Raw genomic sequence first — 19200 nt, 5'->3', positions numbered from 1 at the left:
TTATAAATACATATGTCTATATTGACTCTAATATATAAAAATAATTGTTACCATTCTTTTCGATTAACTATAAAATTTTATCTCCATCAATTAATATTCTGATAAGCAATATATTATTTCATATATTTTGTATTCTCCTTGAAAATATTAGTATAGCAAAATATAATGATCTATTGATCTATCTATTTATGGTAGAAAATTAGATCATCTCTATTCTTCTCCTAATCTCCATAACCTAATATATTTTTTTGATATTATTGTCTCAATACAGAATCTTATTGTTACTCATCTCCTTTAAAGGGAGATGAAAATATAAAAAATTAAGCATGATTGTTAATAAAAACTACACCAATCTATCTTTATCAAGCTAATACCTTATTAAACCACTATAAATTTCTACAATATGACTACGATAAAAAAATTATACTCAATATATTTAACTTTCATGAATAAAAAATCAATAATTATGGAGAAATTATATCAATATAATTTAGACAGTAACGATACTAATATATTTTCGATTTCTAGAACCTTTGACTGAAAAATGCACCTTACCACTTATAGTAGCAAACAGAGTATGATCACGACCAGATCCTACATTCTCTCCAGCATGAAAATTAGTGCCACGTTGACGAACAATAATTGTACCAGCCAATACAGATTCGCCACCAAAACGTTTTACCCCAAGCCTCTTGGAATGAGAATCACGTCCATTACGGGTTGAACCACCTGCTTTCTTATGCGCCATTGTTTAGATCTTCTCCTCCAGAAGTAATACGAATAATTTTTACATCAGTAAAATCCTGACGATGTCCTTGTTGCTTATGATAGTGTTTACGAGCACGAAATTTAACAATTTTTATTTTTTTACCATGACCGCTAGCAAGAACTTCTGCATCAATTGAACCACCTAAAATAATTGGTGATCCAATCTTAACATCTAGACCATGAGCTACCATAAGAACTTCATTAAAAGTTATTTTCTCGCCAGAAGAATAATCAAATTTTTCTAAACGAATAATCTGACCTTCTCTCACTCGATATTGTTTCCCACCACTTTTAAAAACTGCATACATATTTAACTCCACCTATACACCTGCCTTATTCAATTTCATACCGTGTGATTAACAGTTATATTGAATTATGAATTTTACGAAACTTTATAACTAAAGACAAGCCCCTATTATCTAACCTTTAAAATAACTAAACATATAAAAGAAAAGATCACACTATATTTTTCCAGTACAATCTTTTTATATTTTCTGAATATTTCTACATAAACGAATTAAAATATATACTCTAGCCATAAACTGAGAAATCGTTAAATAGACTAATGAACTTACAGCAAATCAATCAACTTATTTCAAAAGACATGGAAGACATTAACTCAACCATACTCACCAAGCTGCACTCAGATGTTTCTCTTATCAACCAAATAATTTACTATATTATCAATAGCGGAGGCAAACGTATTCGTCCAATGATTTCTATTCTATCTGCACGAACAATAAATAATTGCTCAAATCAGAATTATATTATCATAGCAGCACTAATTGAGTGTATTCATACCGCAACGCTTCTACATGATGATGTCATTGATGAATCAAAAATACGGAGAGGTCAAGCTACTGCAAATACCACGTTTGGAAATTCAGCTAGTGTATTGGTTGGTGATTTTATTTATACCCGTGCATTTCAGATGATCACTAGTCTTGATTCAAAACGAATATTAAAAGTCATATCAGAAGCCGTAAATGTCCTTGCTGAAGGAGAGGTATTACAATTATTAAATCGAAAGAACCCTAATATGACTGAAGAAACCTATATGAAGATCATATACAGTAAAACTGCCAAACTTTTCGAAGCCTCAACGCAATCTTCGGCTATTCTAGCGGAAGCTAATAGAGAGCAAGAACAAGCTTTACAAGATTATGGCCGATATATTGGAACTTCCTTTCAATTAATAGACGATGTGCTAGATTACAGCTCTAATGGTAAAATATTAGGAAAAAATACAGGCCATGACCTTGAAGAAGGAAAACTAACCTTGCCTTTGCTCCATGCTATTAATAATGGAACCCCAGAGCAAGCTAGACTTATTCGATCAATCATTATCCAAGGTAATGGACGGCATTGTCTAGATCAAGTTCTAGAAATAATGAATCAATGTAACTCATTAACGAAAACACGTCAAGCCGCTGAGAAAGAAGCTGAAAAAGCTATAATGGCACTCAAGATACTGCCAGTATCTCCATGGCGTAATGCACTAGAAGCAATCGCAAATATATCAGTACAACGTTTTTTTTAAATCTATAATATATGTTATATAAACTACTAATTCAGACCTACCTATGATGTAGAGAGGTCTGAATATATAGAACCAACTTTAAAATACTTATTGTTATTCTTTATTTTACTAACTCTTATGTGATAATGTTTATCACATACTAAATCATATTGTTATCTCTAATATTTTTAATTAAAAAAAATAAAAGAAACATCATTTGTCATCGCCTAGATGCAAAAATAAAAAGAACCAACCTTGAATAACATACTAAATCTAATATTAATTATAGCAGATAGTGTATCTTCAAAAGAAGCTAAATACCATGTATAGTAATACATAGTCTATAAATATCATTAGATCTATTTTAAATAATAATAGATATTAACTATATTATATATTAATAATAAATCGGTGCTTAGAGATAAAGACTTCCTTGTAACTAATCATGAGTTTTTTCATTAAAATATAAAGAAAAAATACTTTTTCATCAAAACAACCTAACTACATGATCATGTCAAAAATAAAAAACTAAAAAGAAACTACCATGCTAATATCGTAATATACGATTATCATTAATAAAGATGGTTTAATATTTAATGTACTAAAAAATTCTAATATAATATTAGTAATCACACTAGATTGAAGTGTTCATTATCATAACACTTGATAATAATTTTTACAATCCTCTATCTATATCGGGTAAACCTTTATATTTCCTATACTCTTTCTTTTAAGAGTACTTCCTAATTTAACTTCGATTTCATAGTCAAAAGATAAACAATCATCCTATGTTCATCAGCATAAATATTAACATAATAATTTAATTATTAATTTATAGCTTATACTCAGAATTATGTATAATCTATAAGAATCATAAATAATTTATCTAAACATTTACTAAAATTAAATATACATTACATGATATATTGTTTTATAATAATTCTCTATCATCTGAAAATGATAGATTAATAACTTAATAAACTATCTCAAAAATCAAAAGATCATTCCTTAAAAATTCAATATATTTATCTATTTTACACACAATCATTGAGACAATTCAATGATTGTCAGTGATTATCTTATATGGCTCCTCTGACTGGGATCGAACCAGTGACATACGGATTAACAGTCCGCCGTTCTACCAACTGAACTACAGAGGATTTTACTATATTTCAGATATATTATATACTAAAAATCATAGATGTCAAAGTATGATTAAAGAATACTAGATTAAAATCTATGTTTAATAACATTAATATCTCTATACAATGAACTTGTAATAATTTAAATAATCAGAATTACAAGATTTCTATCTTATTGGATCTAACTGATGATTACTTTACCCCTGTCTAATAAAATGACTTGATTATCTTTCTTATTATTTGGCAAAACAAATTATTAATATGGAAATATATAAATATTAACATGAAAGAGTATGCAATATAGAGATTAATGATATAGTTATATGAACTCAATTCAGAACATAAATAGATGAGCTCATCTTTTATATGGTTTATTATCACGTGACTTACCATTCGATAAACTGGATTCAGAACAAAATACAACCTATCAAGTCACTATGTTAATTATAGTTAGCAATATCCAATTAACTTAACATCCTAATTCTTTGTGTGCATGAACCATATAATTAACACCCACATTAGATGTTAACTTAAAAAACTGGGTTAAAGGATTATAGCATATTCCAGTCATATGATATGAATGCAATTTCGTTGTATCAATCCAATCAAGTAATTCACTGGGTTGAATAAATTTCATCATCCTATGCGTACCTCTTGGTAAGAGTCGTAATATATATTCTGCACAAAATATAGCTACAAACCAAGATATTTTCGTTCGATTAATAGTAGAAAAAAAAACTTCCCCACCTGGTTTTACTAACTGAGAACAAGCATGAATAACAGAATAAGGATCTGGTATGTGTTCCAATAATTCCAAGCAAGTCACCACCTCATATTCTTTAGAATGCTGAACCAAATGTTCTTCCGCTGTTTGTTGGATGTAATGAACTTTTACTCCACTTTCCAGTGCATGAAGCCTAGCTACTTGTAGTATATCTTTTTCTATATCTAGACCAGTAACATTCGCGCCTTCATTTGCCATGCTTTCTGTAAAAATTCCACCACCACATCCAATATCCAATACCTTTTTACCAAATAAACCACTCGAATGCTGTATAATCCAATTAAGACGTATCGGATTCATACTATGTAATAACTTGCATTCACCTTCTAGGTCCCACCAACGTGAAGCCATTATTGCAAATTTCGCACTTTCAGTATAATCAATGTTTAAACCACCACTTTTTGGAATCTGATGCATTTAAATAAAACTCCATAAAATGATATAAAATATGTCTGTTATACATTAAATATAAATTTAAGATGATATTGAATTGTTAGAAAATCAATCTCCAATCGATAATAAGAATTACATTCTGGTACTATATACAATCATTTAACATCTAATCTATTTAAATATTTTAATTTTTTACTACACACTCTCTATATATTTCGCTTGTCTATAAAGACATCATTAAGTGATGTTTTTATTACTATACTTGCTTGATACAGCTATTTCGAGTATTAAAAAATTATGCACTCTATTAATATTATTAAAAACTACTAATTTAAATCATTGCATTTAAAATATAACCAATCTATAAAATAGTATACCAAAATAAAATATGATATTTAGCATATTAATTACACTCATAAATACAAGAGTATTGCAATATTCATATAATACTGTATTTTTTCTATTCTATAAATAAATCTTATTAAGTTGAATATACAAATAAACAATGACTTCCCTGTTAAAAGAACAAGGAAATAAAGTTCCTCAAATAATAATCTTTATTTAAAAATTTAATTAGTAAAACTAAAAATCGATTAAGACATCTAAAAAACTAGTTAAAATATGCTGATAATATGATAGAACATATATTAAATCATCTTTTTAATAAAAAACTTTAAATCTCAAAAGAAGTTAAGCTATATTAACACATCATATACTCTATAGAATATCTATTCTATAGATATCAATAATTTTAAAAAATATCAAGAACTCTGTGTTATAAAAAACCAATCAAACCTCTTTATAAACATTAAATTACATCGAGCATTCTGTATACTTTAGAGAAATATCAAACATATACTTACTCAAGTAAGCACTTTTCAATAAAAATATCCTAACTATCTTCATTTAATAATTTCATTCACTCATAAAATAAAATTACTTATGAATTTACGGTCTAATGCACTAAGCATGATAAAATATACTTTTATAATACTTCTCATAATATGATAAAAGAAACTATACTGATTGCACCACTAACAACCTAAACTAAAACACTAAATACTATTAATATTTTCAATAATTGTATATTGTGTATTAAACACCATAAAAATCTTTTAAATTCAATCTACATGGAAATATGAATCATTCATCAATTATAATAATATATGGAGAATGGAATTCTTTTATCAGAATGCAATCTATCATCATAAACATTAATTAGTATATCTAGAATGAAATTAAATCTGACAAGCTATCTAAATGTTTTAATAAATAGCTGTCAGAGAAAATTGATAATTAAAGATGATTTAATGTGTAAGATCATCAAAAAACTGTTTTACACTATCAAAAAATGTTTTAGAACGTGGACTATTTTGTTCACCAAAAGATCCGCTAAAACTTTCGCCTAGTTCACGTAGTAACATTTTCTGTTTATCATTTAAACGAACAGGCGTTTCTAAGACAACACGACATAGGAGATCACCAGATGAGGCACCACGTAATGATTTAACCCCCTTATTGCGTAAGCGAAATAATTTCCCTGTCTGTGTTTCCGCCGGAATTTTTAGGTTGACCCGACCATCTAAAGTAGGAACCTCAATTTCCCCGCCCAATGCTGCCATGACAAAGTTAATAGGTACCTCACAGTATAAGTTGTTTTCTTCGCGTTTAAAGATATGATGCTCTCTCATCTGTACTTCCACATATAGATCACCAGACGGAGCCCCCTTCTCTCCAGCTTCACCTTCACCAGCCAATCGAATACGATCACCCGTATCCACGCCTGCTGGTATTTTGACTACTAAAGTTTTTAACTTTTCAATTCGCCCTTGAGCATGACAAGTGTTACAAGGATCTTTTATGATTACTCCTCGTCCATGACAGGCAGGACAAGACTGCTGAACAGCAAAAAAACCTTGCCGAATCTGTACCTGACCAACCCCCTGACAAGTCGAACAGGTTTGTGGTTTTGTCCCTCTTTTAACTGCAGTTCCATGACAAACCCCACACTTTTCCAAAGTAGGAATACGAATCTCCCTAGATACTCCTCGCACCGCTTCCTCAAGTGATAACTCAATTTGATAACGCACATCTGCTCCACGTGTAGAGCGATTCTGACGTCGGTTACCACCAAAAATATCACCAAAAACGTCACCAAAAATATCTCCAAAATCAGCGGTAGTACTACTAAAACCACCTTGACTTCCCGTACCCATACCTCCCTGCTCAAACGCAGCATGCCCATATTGGTCATAACTCGTTCGTTTTTGAGGATTTGTTAAAACCTCATAAGCCTCTTTAATTTCTTTAAATTTACCTTCAGACTGTTTATCACCTTGATTACGATCAGGATGAAACTTCATAGCTAAACGTTTATAGGCCTTTTTAATTTCCCGTTCATCTGCTAACTTGGTAACACCTAAAATCTCGTAATAGTCTCTTTTCACCATTTCAATTAATCCTACCATTAAACGGGGGTGCACGGGAGTGGATACAATCCACACCCGTGCTAGTTATGACCGATTGCTTAACAGGCTACTATGACCTATTAAGTTCGATTATTTTTACTATCTTTTACTTCTTCAAATTCAGCGTCGACAGCATTCTCATCTTTTGTTGTACTTTCGGTAGAATCAGGTGAACCGCTGGTTCCACTCGGTTTTTTCAGACATTCAGTCAGTTTATCAGAGGACTCTAATAACGCTTTCATATTAGCTTCAATAGCCAATTTATCTTCACCTTTTAGTGATTTTTGTAAAGAATTTAAAATCAATTCAATAGCATCTCTATCATTTTTATCAAGCTTATTGCCTGCTTCATTTAACTGCTTACGCATGCTATGCGCAATTTGGTCACCCTGGTTGCGAACCTGTACCAATTCTTCAAACTTACGATCCGATTCAGCATTAGTTTCTGCATCTCGTACCATTTTTTCAATTTCATTATCATGTAGACCCGAAGAGGCCTTAATAGTAATCTTCTGCTCTTTTCCACTCTTTTTATCTTTAGCAGATACATGTAGAATACCATCAGCATCAATATCGAAAGTTACTTCAATTTGCGGCATACCACGAGGAGCATTTTGAATACCATCAAGATTAAATTGTCCAAGAGATTTATTATCTATAGCTCGTTTTCTCTCACCTTGAACCACGTGAATAGTGACTGCAGATTGATTATCTTCAGCTGTAGAAAATATTTGACTATGTTTAGTAGGGATTGTAGTATTTTTCGAAATTAGCGAAGTCATTACCCCCCCCATCGTCTCAATACCAAGTGATAATGGAGTCACATCTAAAAGTAAGACATCTTTGACTTCACCAGCAAGCACTCCACCCTGGACTGCAGCGCCCACTGCAACTGCTTCATCCGGATTCACATCCTTACGTGGCTCTTTGCCAAAGAATTTAGCTACTTTAGCCTGTACCATGGGCATGCGAGTTTGACCCCCCACTAAAATAACATCATTGATATCAGAGATAGAAAGATCAGCGTCTTTTAAAGCAACTTTTAAAGGGGAAATAGAACGAGCAATTAGATCTTCAACTAAAGATTCTAGTTTTGCACGGGTAACTTTAATATTTAAATGTTTCGGACCGGTAGCATCTGCTGTAATGTACGGTAAATTAACATCAGTTTGATGAGCTGAAGATAACTCAATCTTAGCTTTTTCAGCCGCTTCCTTTAAGCGTTGCATGGCTAATGGGTCATTATGAAGATCAATACCCTGGTCCTTTTTAAATTCAGATACAAGGTAGTTAATCATTCGACTATCAAAATCTTCACCACCTAAGTGAGTATCTCCGTTCGTAGCCAAAACTTCAAATGTTTTTTCTCCATCAACCTCATCAATTTCAATAATAGATATATCAAATGTACCACCACCTAAATCATAAACTGCAATTGTACGATTACCTTTACTTTTATCTAATCCATAAGCCAATGCTGCTGCAGTAGGTTCATTAATAATTCGCTTGACATCTAGACCAGCAATACGTCCAGCATCTTTAGTAGCCTGACGCTGCGCGTCATTAAAGTACGCTGGAACTGTAATTACGGCTTCATTGACTGTTTCACCCAAATAATCTTCCGCAGTTTTTTTCATTTTTTTTAAAACTTCTGCTGAAATCTGTGGCGGAGCGATGTGCTTCCCTTTAATATCTAACCATGCATCACCATTATCAGCAGCAACAATTTTAAATGGCATAATTTTAATATCACACTGTACTTCATCATCTTGAAATCGACGACCAATTAATCGTTTAATTGCAAATAAAGTGTTCTTTGGATTAGTTACAGCCTGACGTTTAGCAGGCTGACCGACTAAAGTTTCCCCATCCTGGGAATAAGCAATTACAGAAGGCGTAGTCCGATCCCCTTCTGCGTTTTCTAGAACACGTGCCTGTCCTCCGTCCATAATGGCAATACATGAGTTTGTCGTACCCAAGTCAATACCAATGATCTTACCCATTTAAACATCTCCACTTAAATTTATGTTAAATCAGATTATAAAGCGTAAATGCGGGCATTTTTTACAGTTTCAACTCTACATTATACGTTTTTTCTTAGCAATCAGATTACTGATACAGTCAAGTTAAGTCGAAAACAGCATCAGTAAAGTATAAGAGGTAAGTATTGTTTTATTAGAAATAATATAAATATTTTTAAAATTAACTATGATCTTAAATCATCCATAAATTAATTATAAATAATTAGATCTAATCTATTTCTTATGATTAAATTAACATTTAAAAGTAGCACATATGCTTGATATTCAACTAAATGATAAGATCATATAATATAATAATCATATCTGAACTTATATCTGTAATCATCACCTAGTCTATCGCAATTCTCTTCAATATTATTTCTATAATCAGTTTCAAAAAAAATAAATACTAAAAATTTATCATATATTAATAATAATATATTGATTTTAATAAAAATAATGATAAACAATGATCATAAAATATGAACCACTGATATATAGGAAAATTAAAGACTAAATTAATAATTAATATTAAATTTAAAACTACTACTCATTATGAAATATTTAATTATCTATATAATTCTAATCTTTACTAGTGTCACTTCTTACCAAAAAGAAGTGAACATGAATTGAATTCATCCTATACTGATGATTCTAGATCGAAATAAATATAAAAATTAAACCTTTTCAACTGATTAATATTTTATTCAGAATATACATCTAAAAATAAACTGAAATACATATTCAATACACTAAAATTTTATATTCTCTTTCTATAAATTAAAAATATTTTCTAAAAAACATTAAGCCATATATGTAAATATTATATTCTTTCCATCTTTAAAAATATAAAAATAATTTTTATACTTCAAAAATTATTTATTTACTATAGTAGTAAGAATTAAAAGTAAATTAGAAATTATATTGAAAGAAAATCTATTTATTCAATGTATTAACCAAGGAATGTTATAAAAATTTATCTATTTCTATGATAAAAACACAAATAATTAATTCATTTTAAATTTCATTAATGAATGAATGGATAGATATTTTCCAGTTTGTATTAATATCTTCCTTGCTAAATTCAGAAAACAAACTTTTTCTACGCAAGAAAAACTATCTATCAGATTCTACTTCTATATTTAAAACAGAAAATACCTAAATATTAACTTTCAAACAACAATTACTTTTATTCCATATCCTGCTACATTCCAATTTTCTCAACTATAGAAATATCATAAAAATCATAGACCGATACATGGATTCCCTATATAGTAAAATTACTTATATAAATAATGCTTCATAATTAATGATAAATTATCCGTACTAATTATAAGTTTATTTCTCTTAACAACATCTTGACTGCTTAAGAAAAGTGATTACATCAAAATCCTCTGTATTTTTTAAATATACAAATACTATACATCTAACTCTTAATATTTAAATACTTGTATTTAAATTTTTTAAGGATATAGTATATGCATACGGCACGTAGCGCAGCTTGGTAGCGCTCCGTCATGGGGTGTCGGAGGTCAGAGGTTCAAATCCTCTCGTGCCGAAAATGTTAAGAAACCACTATTTCAATATATAAGTTTATGAATGTCTTAATTATTAAAGAATTAAGAATTAATCAAAATAATTTATAAAAAAGTTATAATGATCCGTTATCATATTGCTTGAAATTACCTTAAATATATTAAATATATCTAACAAATAATATTTGACAGGACGGTAAATAAAGATAAATTGGTATTTTCTAATAGAATTTTATTGAACTATGAACTAGATAATAATTAAATTATCATTATCTTATTAAGTATTAATTTTAAAAAAAAGAAAAACACCTATAGAGTTATCATAAATAATGATCTCTAACATATTATTTTAATTTTCTTAGTATTGATTACATTGTATATTCTAGAAAAATTAATCGATAAATTAAAAGTTAATGTAGATAGACATTAAATGAATATGTTTAATAAATACTATCTTTTATTAACCTAAGTAAAAAATCAATTATACTACATTTTAAGATATCTAGAAGAATATAATAATCAGAAATACAGTTACTAAATGGCCAACCTAAAACTATAAATCACATTCCTAATATACTCAACAATATATTAAAGATTAGATATAAACAGCTAATTTTATAAAAATAAATATCTATAAAAATTTTTATTCTAAATATCACTAATAAAGATCTTATTGACATACAATTCGAAAAATAAAAAATAAAAAAGTATTAATGATTTTTATCATAGGAAAAAGCATCACTTATGCGTCTTAGTTAATTTCTACATCAATGACACATATTATCATCGTTCGGTCATAACTAAACATAATACATGCTAATCCTATGCATATTAATTACAATTTATTTAGGAAATAATTAATATCATCTAAGCTACATCTATAGATAAGTATAATATAAAAAAGTTAAAAAAAACCGTATATCTATCTGATCTTAGTATGAATAAGATAATATATTCTAATATACTCAAACCATAAAAGTTAATATAACTCAATACCAATATATTATTCTTCAAACTTAATCCATCTACACATGAAAATAATATTAAACTAATAATTAATCAAATGAATATTATACTTATATTTACTTTTTTCTCTTTAATTCACTTAAGTTTCCATATCATGCTATGGAATTTAGTCTAAAATTGACCGATCCTTACAAAGGATAACATCATGCATCTAAATTTATATCATATTTTAAATATAAAATCTTTTCTCAATAAACACATAAGTTCGATATAACTACTTATAATTAGTAGTTAATAAAAAATAAATATTAATAAAATATAGATACTGATAAATACCCTAAACGCTATGATTCTTATTCTTCCTATTTTAAATTAAATCATCAATGCCATGTGAATAAAAATAATAAATACAAGATGAAAATTCAATACTTTCTATAACCCTTATCTATAATATATAAAATTATAACGACCAAGATACGTTGATATTAATACCCTAATATTAACAGTATATTCTCGATCCACCTATCAAAATAAGATTACAATATTCAACTATTCAATCTAAAAAGAATGCTGATATATTGAAGATGTTGATAATAACAATCAACAGAAAACTTTATTTTAATAAAAAAGACAAGGAAAGATATCAAGTTAAAAAAGATAGAGCATTAGTATATCTATACTAATAAAAATATGCTATCAAACATAATACGCTTTTTATTAGACATATTCAAATTTAAATAATTCTTGTATACCTATAAAGAGAATAGTTTATTAAATATCAAGTATTAAAATCACGTATAATTATAAATTATCTGTGAATAATATAGATCATATATAAATACTAGTAAATCATTAATATGCTCTCATATCTCTAATATAAGAGATACTGATATTGATGTAGAACTAAAATACCACACCATGATCAACTAGATTAATGAAGGATATTAAAATATAATGATAACATAATCTATAGCAATGAAATGAAATGAAATCTAGACATATAAATCATTTTAAAACTCAAAGATTTAATTAATAAACTATTCTATTATTATAAAAACAATCAAAAAAAAGAACTTAATAAAAAGGAATTATTTTTATATACACTGACTCTTACAACTCATTTTGATGATATTATTTATTACATATGTTTAAAAATTTGTCATATTGAAAAATGTTATATATATTTAGGATTCCATAAACATTAAAATACATTATAGACACAGATAAATTTAATTTTGCTATGTGCTTGTTTACATCATAGAATACTTTTTATTATATTAAAAATAATATATACATTAAACTATATTTCTTTCCATAGTCATAAAATGATGCTTGTGCTTTACACAATTTTACTATATCTATTACAACCTGTAATCTGGTTTCGTCTCTGGTATCTCGGTTATACAAACCCTACATATCGACAGCGATGGACTGAACGTTATGGATTCTTTATTCAAAAAATCCAACCAAATGGAATCCATCTACATGCCGTATCAGTTGGTGAAACATTAGCCGCAATCCCTCTGATTACAGCTCTCCATTATGATTATCCAGATATTCCTATTATTTTAACTACCATGACACCAACAGGATCAGATCTTGCTAAAACTATAGTAGATCATGGTATATATCATGTCTATCTGCCATATGATCTTCCTGGATCAATGAGACGTTTTTTAAAAAAAACACGCCCAAAGTTAGTTATTATTATGGAGACAGAACTATGGCCTAATATGATAAACCTCTTACACAGCCAAAATATTCCATTAATAATAGCTAACGCTCGTCTATCAGAGCGCTCCGCTCGCTCTTATCAAAAAATTAGCATCTTTATGAAACCTTTGTTTCAAACAATCACCTTAATCGCTGCACAAAATAAAGAAGACAGTGCTCGTTTTATTAAACTTGGAGTAAAACAATCTAATATAGTAATAACTGGTAACTTAAAATTCGATATACACATTACATCAGAAATGACAAAAAATTCTAAAAAACTCCGTCGTCAATGGGCATCAAGTCGACCTATATGGATTGCAACTAGTACTCATCATGGAGAAGAAAAAATTATCTTAGAAACACATAAAAAACTATTAGAAAGTTTTCCCAACCTACTATTAATTTTAGCACCCCGTCATCCTTCACGTTGTCAAACAATATGCTGTTTGACACAAAAATATGGATTTAACTTCATATTACGAAGTAGTTGTTCTACTCCTTCTATTAAAATAAATGTAGTAATTATCGATACAATAGGAGAACTTATGTTGCTATATGGAATTGCAGACCTAGCGTTTGTTGGTGGAAGCCTAGTCAAACATGGGGGTCATAACCCATTAGAACCCGCATTACATGCTATTCCAGTACTCATGGGGCCTCATACTTTTAACTTCAAAAATATTTGTGAACGCATTAAACAAGATAACGGACTTATTACTGTAACTAATTCTAATTCATTAACTAAATCAATCACTATGTTACTTCTCCATAAAGATTTACGGATCTATTATGGTGCCCAAGCAAAAAACGTGTTACAAAATAACCAGGGCGCACGAAATCGACTATTGCATATCCTTGAATCATTTCTCCCACCAAAAAAAAATTACTATGAAAATACGACAAAAACTATCTGTAGTCATAATTACAAAAAATTCAGCTGAGTTTCTGGTCGAATGCCTAGAATCAGTTAATTGGGCAGATGAGATTGTGATATTTGATTCTAACAGTACCGATAAAACTCAAAGTATCGCTTATCAATATGGGGCTATCGTTTATAAAACTAACAGATGGGATGGTTATGGTAAACAGAGACAAATAGCACAAAGTTATGCACAGCATTCTATGATTCTAATGATTGATAGCGATGAGCGCGTAACACCTTCATTAAAAAATTCCATCAAAGGTGTCCTACAACAACCAGCTACAGACACAGTCTATCGTATGTCACGTTCTAACCTTTTTCTAGGAAAATTTATGCGGCATGGAGGTTGGTATCCAGACCGTGTGATACGTCTATATCCACGTCATTTTCAATATAATAATAATGTAGTACATGAATCCTTACACGCACCAAAAACTAAAATAAAACTACTATACGGAGATCTTTTGCATCTCACTTGTAGTGATTTTATATCCTTTCAATCCAAACAATTGTCCTACGCCAAAGCATGGGCTATACAGAGCCATAAAAATGGGCAAAATAGTAATATCATATGTATTTTTTTACATACAATTTGGACTTTTATACAAACATTATTAATACGTACAAGCTTTCTAGATGGCAAGCAAGGCTGGCTGTTAGCAATAGTAACTTCTCAATATACTTTTAATAAGTATACTACCTTATGGACTCTAAAAAATGATATCAATAAACGCACATTATGAGCACTAAAGCCATCTATCCTGGAACCTTTGATCCAATAACTAATGGACACATCAACATTCTCACACGTTCAACACTGATATTTAGCAAAATAATACTCGCGATTTCCATTAACCCCAATAAAAATCCGATGTTTTCTATTGAAAAACGCGTAGAATTTGCAAAAGAAGCAGTTGCACATTTAAAAAATGTAACAATAATTGGATTTAGTGGTTTATTGATACACCTCGCTCAAGAACAAAAAACAAACGTACTCATTCGCGGTCTACGAAATATAACTGACTTTGAAAATGAAAATAAAAGATATCAGATGAATGCAAAATTAGACCCTAGCTTAGAAACTATATTCCTTCTTGCTTCACAAGAATCTTCCTGCCTCTCTTCTTCACTAATCAAAGAAGTGGCGCAGAATGGTGGTAATGTTGAGCCATTCCTTCCAAAGACCGTATTTCAAGCATTTACTAGTATATACCCATAATAATTGTTTAATATGTAAAAAGCAAATATAAAAAATAAATAGACCTCAATAAAACAATCATATTATTACTGTTATAATAAAAACTAAAACTCATATCTATAATCGATAATGACTTATAGATCGCTCTCAAATAAACCAAGTCATCTTATTAATAAACCCATTAAAAGTATTTACCTCCTTGCAGGACTCTAAATATCAATAAAATTAAAAAATATCTAGAATGAACTTAACTTATAAACTAATTATTTATTGATCAAATGATTTACCACTATATTAGTCCAATATAAATTATAAAAATTATTTCTAATACTAGTTAGATCTATAAACATCAGATTAAATAAAAAAACTAAACGACTAATAAGATATACTAAACTGCTATCTGGAACGACTGATAATCAACCTGACATCAATATTTATCGTACCTTTTACCTTGCTCTATTCTTTATTATCTACTTTCCATTATTAAGGTAATTTATTTAGTATTATATATTCAATAATTTATATTGTGTTTATAGCTCTTGTTAAAATAAGAATATATTATATCCAAATTTAGTAAAAATTATCAATGTTAGTATCATATCCTTTCTTTCTCGTGAATTTCTTGTCAAAATACTAAATATTAATAAGCACCGAAATAAACTATATCTATTAGAACTCGTCTGGATGAAACCTCAACCGATATCATTTAATCTATTTCTACTTACCATAATGCCAGATGATATAATCTTGCCATTCATAAAGATCAATATTAGAAACTAGTTTTACAAACATTATCTATGATAACCTAAAACGTTAGATATCTTTAGATATTAAAGAAAGATATGTACAAACACCGCTCCTTATGAACCATCACCACTAGATCATGGCCTTGGATACAAAACAATTCTCTTAAATTGTCTCTCAAAAAAATGATGCAAAATGATAATAAAATATGATTCATCTTAAATATGATATTAATAGTACTATAGAAAACTATTTCATCCAGAAATAAATAATTTTGATCATATATTTCATAATATAATGTTAAGCACTCCATATATTTCAATCATGTCATCTTTTTATAATAGGAAGAATAAAACAATTTACTGAAAACATAATAAATATTTATCTATATCATCAAATATTGACAGAACAATAATGTCTAACTCCATTGACATTAAGAATGATTGATACCAAAAACCATATATATAATGTAACATATATCATATACTATATTGGATATCATGATAATAGTATAAATTCATCTACAATCATATGATCAGAAATAAAACAAACTTGTTATTAAATTTAAATGAATCAAAATATAAAGAAACCATTACAAATAACTATTAAAATATAATTTAAAATTATCATCTATAATCTTAATAGAAAATTATCATCCTATTTTAACTACAATAGGTCTAGATAGATTTCTTTAAAATCTAAAGTAATATAGAGCTTTATAGATGGAAATTACTATAACCTAACATCTTAATGCTAAAATATCATAAATAGCTACCCTGATGTTATGGTACTAAATTTATCACACGAAATATTCGTTTATACGTTTACATCCGAGACATCCAGTCCCAAAATCATTGTGTTTAGAGGAAAATAGAATGCCAAAGCAAGAAATCGGTATTGTAGGTATGGCTGTAATGGGACGCAATCTAGCTCTAAATCTAGAAAACCGAGGTTATTCAGTATCTATATTCAATCGAACTTCTGAAAAAACCGATGAAGTTATGATAGAACATCCTAACAGAAATCTAATTCCATATTATAAAATTAAAGAATTTGTTAGTTCACTAGAAAAACCCCGTCGTATTTTACTAATGGTCAAATCTGGTCAAGCAACCGATGACACAATATCTAGAATTACGAAATATCTTGAACATGGTGACATATTAATTGATGGTGGAAACGCTTACTATAAAGATACCATGCGCCGAAATAGAGAGCTATCTAGTCAGGGATTTAATTTTATCGGAACTGGTATTTCTGGTGGTGAAGAAGGAGCCCTCAAAGGTCCATCTTTTATGCCTGGAGGTCAAAAAGACGCCTATCAACTCATTGCCCCAATACTTAGTAATATCGCAGCAGTATCTCATGGTGAAGCCTGTATCACTTATATTGGTCCAAACGGTTCTGGACATTATGTTAAGATGATTCATAATGGTATTGAATATGGTGATATGCAACTAATTTCTGAAGCCTATTTCCTTTTAAAACATGCTTTAAAACTAAAAAATGAAAATATAGCTCAAATTTTTAACAAATGGAATCAAGGAGAATTAAATAGTTATTTAATTGATATAACAGCCACAATCTTTACTAAAAAAAATCAAGAAGGAAACTATCTTATTGACTTAATCTTAGATAAAGCTGAACATAAAGGTACTGGACAGTGGGCCAGCCAAAGCGCCTTAGATCTTAATGAACCACTTTCATTAATTACCGCATCAGTATTCGCCCGCTATATGTCATCACTTAAAGCTTATCGAATAGAAGCATCCAAGATACTATCTGGACCTAAATTAAAAATATTGGGGGGTAATACAAAAAAATGTATTGAACAAATACGTCGTGCATTATATCTTGGTAAGATTATTTCTTATTCTCAAGGCTTTTCGCAGTTAAAAACTGCATCTAAAAAATATCAATGGAACCTAAAATATGGAGAAATTTCTAAAATCTTTCGTGCTGGCTGTATCATTCGTTCGCAATTTCTAGAACAAATCACTCAATCTTATACATTAGATCCAAATCTTACAAATTTATTATTAACACCTTACTTTAGCAAGATCACCGCTCAATATCAAACCGCTCTAAGGAGTATCATCTCTTATTCAGTAGAAAACGGAATTCCAGTACCAGCATTCTCTTCTGCTATTTCCTATTATGATAGTTATCGTTCAGCAAATCTTCCTGCAAATTTAATCCAGGCACAGCGCGACTATTTTGGATCACATACTTATAGACGCATAGATAAAGAAGGTCTCTTTCATACCAAATGGATTTAATAATAATCAATTATATCTTCTTAAGTCTTCTTATTAAGAAGACTTAAGTATAAAGCAATTATAATACATATAGACAATTAAGTGTTCTTATTCACTATATTTCAAAATAAGAATAATAAAATAAATAAATGATAAGATCAAGTTTTATCAATTATATAAAGAGTCTAAGCATATAAAAGTACATAACTTATGGTAAGTTTTGATACTAAAAATCTCAGTATGACTTAAAATATACAATATCTTTAAATATTATTCATGTAATAATACTTATTATTATTCATCAGATGTAGTGTAGTTTCCATAAACTTGTACTCATAGAAAAATAAATACCACCATCAATGTTATTAATTGCTATTATGAAAATTTTTTTAAAAAAAACAAACTCTACTATGCAATACCTTTATTCAATTTATTTATGAATTATAATAGATATCTGGACCAATTTATATTATTAAATAATTAGAAATTTCTAACCACTTATTACTAAATAACAATTTGAGTATTGAATCCATAATCATCAAGCTCTGAATTGGTATAAGAATTATTGTGATTTCAACAACTTTCTTGATTCCTTGTTAGAAAAGAATCGTTAACACACTCTATATAATTTTAATAAAATACTAGACCTAGTTCAATCAATATAACATAAAATTTTACTATAAAACTAGAATAGACTCTGATTCAATCTCTTACAAGTTCACGTCATCTTTACAAATCTAATGAGAACATAATAATTAACACACTC

10 protein-coding genes and 2 tRNA genes are annotated in these 19200 nt (G+C 29.0%); 6 read left to right on the top strand and 6 right to left on the bottom strand.

All coding sequences use genetic code 11. The features are described from left to right. Window positions 1-490: 490 nt before the first annotated feature. Both rpmA and rplU read right to left on the bottom strand, forming a co-directional pair. On the bottom strand, window positions 491-748 hold the full coding sequence (gene rpmA / locus ERCIPICE3303_RS00805; RefSeq protein WP_157990859.1) for a 50S ribosomal protein L27: 258 nt from the start codon (window positions 746-748) through the stop codon (window positions 491-493). Continuing rightward, complete coding sequence (gene rplU / locus ERCIPICE3303_RS00800) at window positions 738-1076, bottom strand: 50S ribosomal protein L21 (RefSeq protein ID WP_157991282.1); 339 nt, start codon at window positions 1074-1076, stop codon at window positions 738-740. Before rplU ends, rpmA begins: the two co-directional genes overlap by 11 nt. 257 nt (window positions 1077-1333) lie before the next feature. Here rplU and ispB point away from each other — a divergent pair, with 257 nt between their 5' ends. After that, the gene (gene ispB, locus ERCIPICE3303_RS00795) at window positions 1334-2308 is read left to right on the top strand and encodes an octaprenyl diphosphate synthase (RefSeq protein ID WP_157990858.1); all 975 of its coding nucleotides are present in this window, start codon (window positions 1334-1336) and stop codon (window positions 2306-2308) included. Window positions 2309-3371: 1063 nt separating this feature from the next. Here ispB and ERCIPICE3303_RS00790 read toward each other — a convergent pair. The 4 genes from ERCIPICE3303_RS00790 to dnaK form a co-directional block, all read right to left on the bottom strand. Next, a tRNA-Asn gene (locus tag ERCIPICE3303_RS00790) sits at window positions 3372-3447 on the bottom strand. Between the two features lie 451 nt (window positions 3448-3898). Next, window positions 3899-4630 (bottom strand): bifunctional 2-polyprenyl-6-hydroxyphenol methylase/3-demethylubiquinol 3-O-methyltransferase UbiG, encoded by a 732-nt coding sequence (gene ubiG, locus ERCIPICE3303_RS00785; protein ID WP_157990857.1) that lies wholly within the window; start codon window positions 4628-4630, stop codon window positions 3899-3901. A 1283-nt stretch (window positions 4631-5913) separates the two neighbouring features. Continuing rightward, window positions 5914-7056, bottom strand: a complete 1143-nt coding sequence (dnaJ, locus tag ERCIPICE3303_RS00780) for a molecular chaperone DnaJ (protein WP_157991281.1) — start codon at window positions 7054-7056, stop codon at window positions 5914-5916. A gap of 98 nt (window positions 7057-7154) precedes the next feature. Then, on the bottom strand, window positions 7155-9077 hold the full coding sequence (dnaK, locus tag ERCIPICE3303_RS00775) for a molecular chaperone DnaK (protein ID WP_157990856.1): 1923 nt from the start codon (window positions 9075-9077) through the stop codon (window positions 7155-7157). Between the two features lie 1503 nt (window positions 9078-10580). Between dnaK and ERCIPICE3303_RS00770 the strand changes: the two genes are divergently transcribed. The 5 genes from ERCIPICE3303_RS00770 to gndA all read left to right on the top strand — a co-directional run bounded on the left by ERCIPICE3303_RS00770 (window position 10581) and on the right by gndA (window position 18455). Continuing rightward, window positions 10581-10654: transfer RNA gene (locus tag ERCIPICE3303_RS00770), tRNA-Pro, on the top strand. A gap of 2270 nt (window positions 10655-12924) precedes the next feature. Next, a complete protein-coding gene (waaA, locus tag ERCIPICE3303_RS00765) occupies window positions 12925-14253 on the top strand; it encodes a lipid IV(A) 3-deoxy-D-manno-octulosonic acid transferase (RefSeq protein WP_157991280.1) in 1329 nt (442 codons plus the stop codon). Beyond that, entirely contained in the window at window positions 14201-14977 is a 777-nt protein-coding gene (locus ERCIPICE3303_RS00760) for a glycosyltransferase family 2 protein (RefSeq protein WP_157991279.1), read from the top strand. The genes waaA and ERCIPICE3303_RS00760 overlap by 53 nt, the downstream gene beginning before the upstream one ends. Continuing rightward, complete coding sequence (gene coaD / locus ERCIPICE3303_RS00755) at window positions 14974-15453, top strand: pantetheine-phosphate adenylyltransferase (protein ID WP_157990855.1); 480 nt, start codon at window positions 14974-14976, stop codon at window positions 15451-15453. The genes ERCIPICE3303_RS00760 and coaD overlap by 4 nt, the downstream gene beginning before the upstream one ends. 1598 nt (window positions 15454-17051) lie before the next feature. Continuing rightward, a complete protein-coding gene (gene gndA / locus ERCIPICE3303_RS00750) occupies window positions 17052-18455 on the top strand; it encodes an NADP-dependent phosphogluconate dehydrogenase (RefSeq protein ID WP_157990854.1) in 1404 nt (467 codons plus the stop codon). Window positions 18456-19200 lie beyond the last annotated feature (745 nt).

Source organism: Candidatus Erwinia haradaeae, from assembly GCF_900699015.1.
Classification (GTDB): Bacteria; Pseudomonadota; Gammaproteobacteria; order Enterobacterales; family Enterobacteriaceae; genus Erwinia_E; species Erwinia_E haradaeae_E.
This window is presented reverse-complemented; position numbering and strand designations above follow the sequence as displayed.

Coding starts and splice junctions, on each gene's coding strand:
- rpmA (WP_157990859.1), bottom strand. CDS start 748: ATGGCGCATAAGAAAGCAGGTGGTTCAACCCGTAATGGACGTGATTCT.
- rplU (WP_157991282.1), bottom strand. CDS start 1,076: ATGTATGCAGTTTTTAAAAGTGGTGGGAAACAATATCGAGTGAGAGAA.
- ispB (WP_157990858.1), top strand. CDS start 1,334: ATGAACTTACAGCAAATCAATCAACTTATTTCAAAAGACATGGAAGAC.
- ubiG (WP_157990857.1), bottom strand. CDS start 4,630: ATGCATCAGATTCCAAAAAGTGGTGGTTTAAACATTGATTATACTGAA.
- dnaJ (WP_157991281.1), bottom strand. CDS start 7,056: ATGGTGAAAAGAGACTATTACGAGATTTTAGGTGTTACCAAGTTAGCA.
- dnaK (WP_157990856.1), bottom strand. CDS start 9,077: ATGGGTAAGATCATTGGTATTGACTTGGGTACGACAAACTCATGTATT.
- waaA (WP_157991280.1), top strand. CDS start 12,925: ATGCTTGTGCTTTACACAATTTTACTATATCTATTACAACCTGTAATC.
- ERCIPICE3303_RS00760 (WP_157991279.1), top strand. CDS start 14,201: ATGAAAATACGACAAAAACTATCTGTAGTCATAATTACAAAAAATTCA.
- coaD (WP_157990855.1), top strand. CDS start 14,974: ATGAGCACTAAAGCCATCTATCCTGGAACCTTTGATCCAATAACTAAT.
- gndA (WP_157990854.1), top strand. CDS start 17,052: ATGCCAAAGCAAGAAATCGGTATTGTAGGTATGGCTGTAATGGGACGC.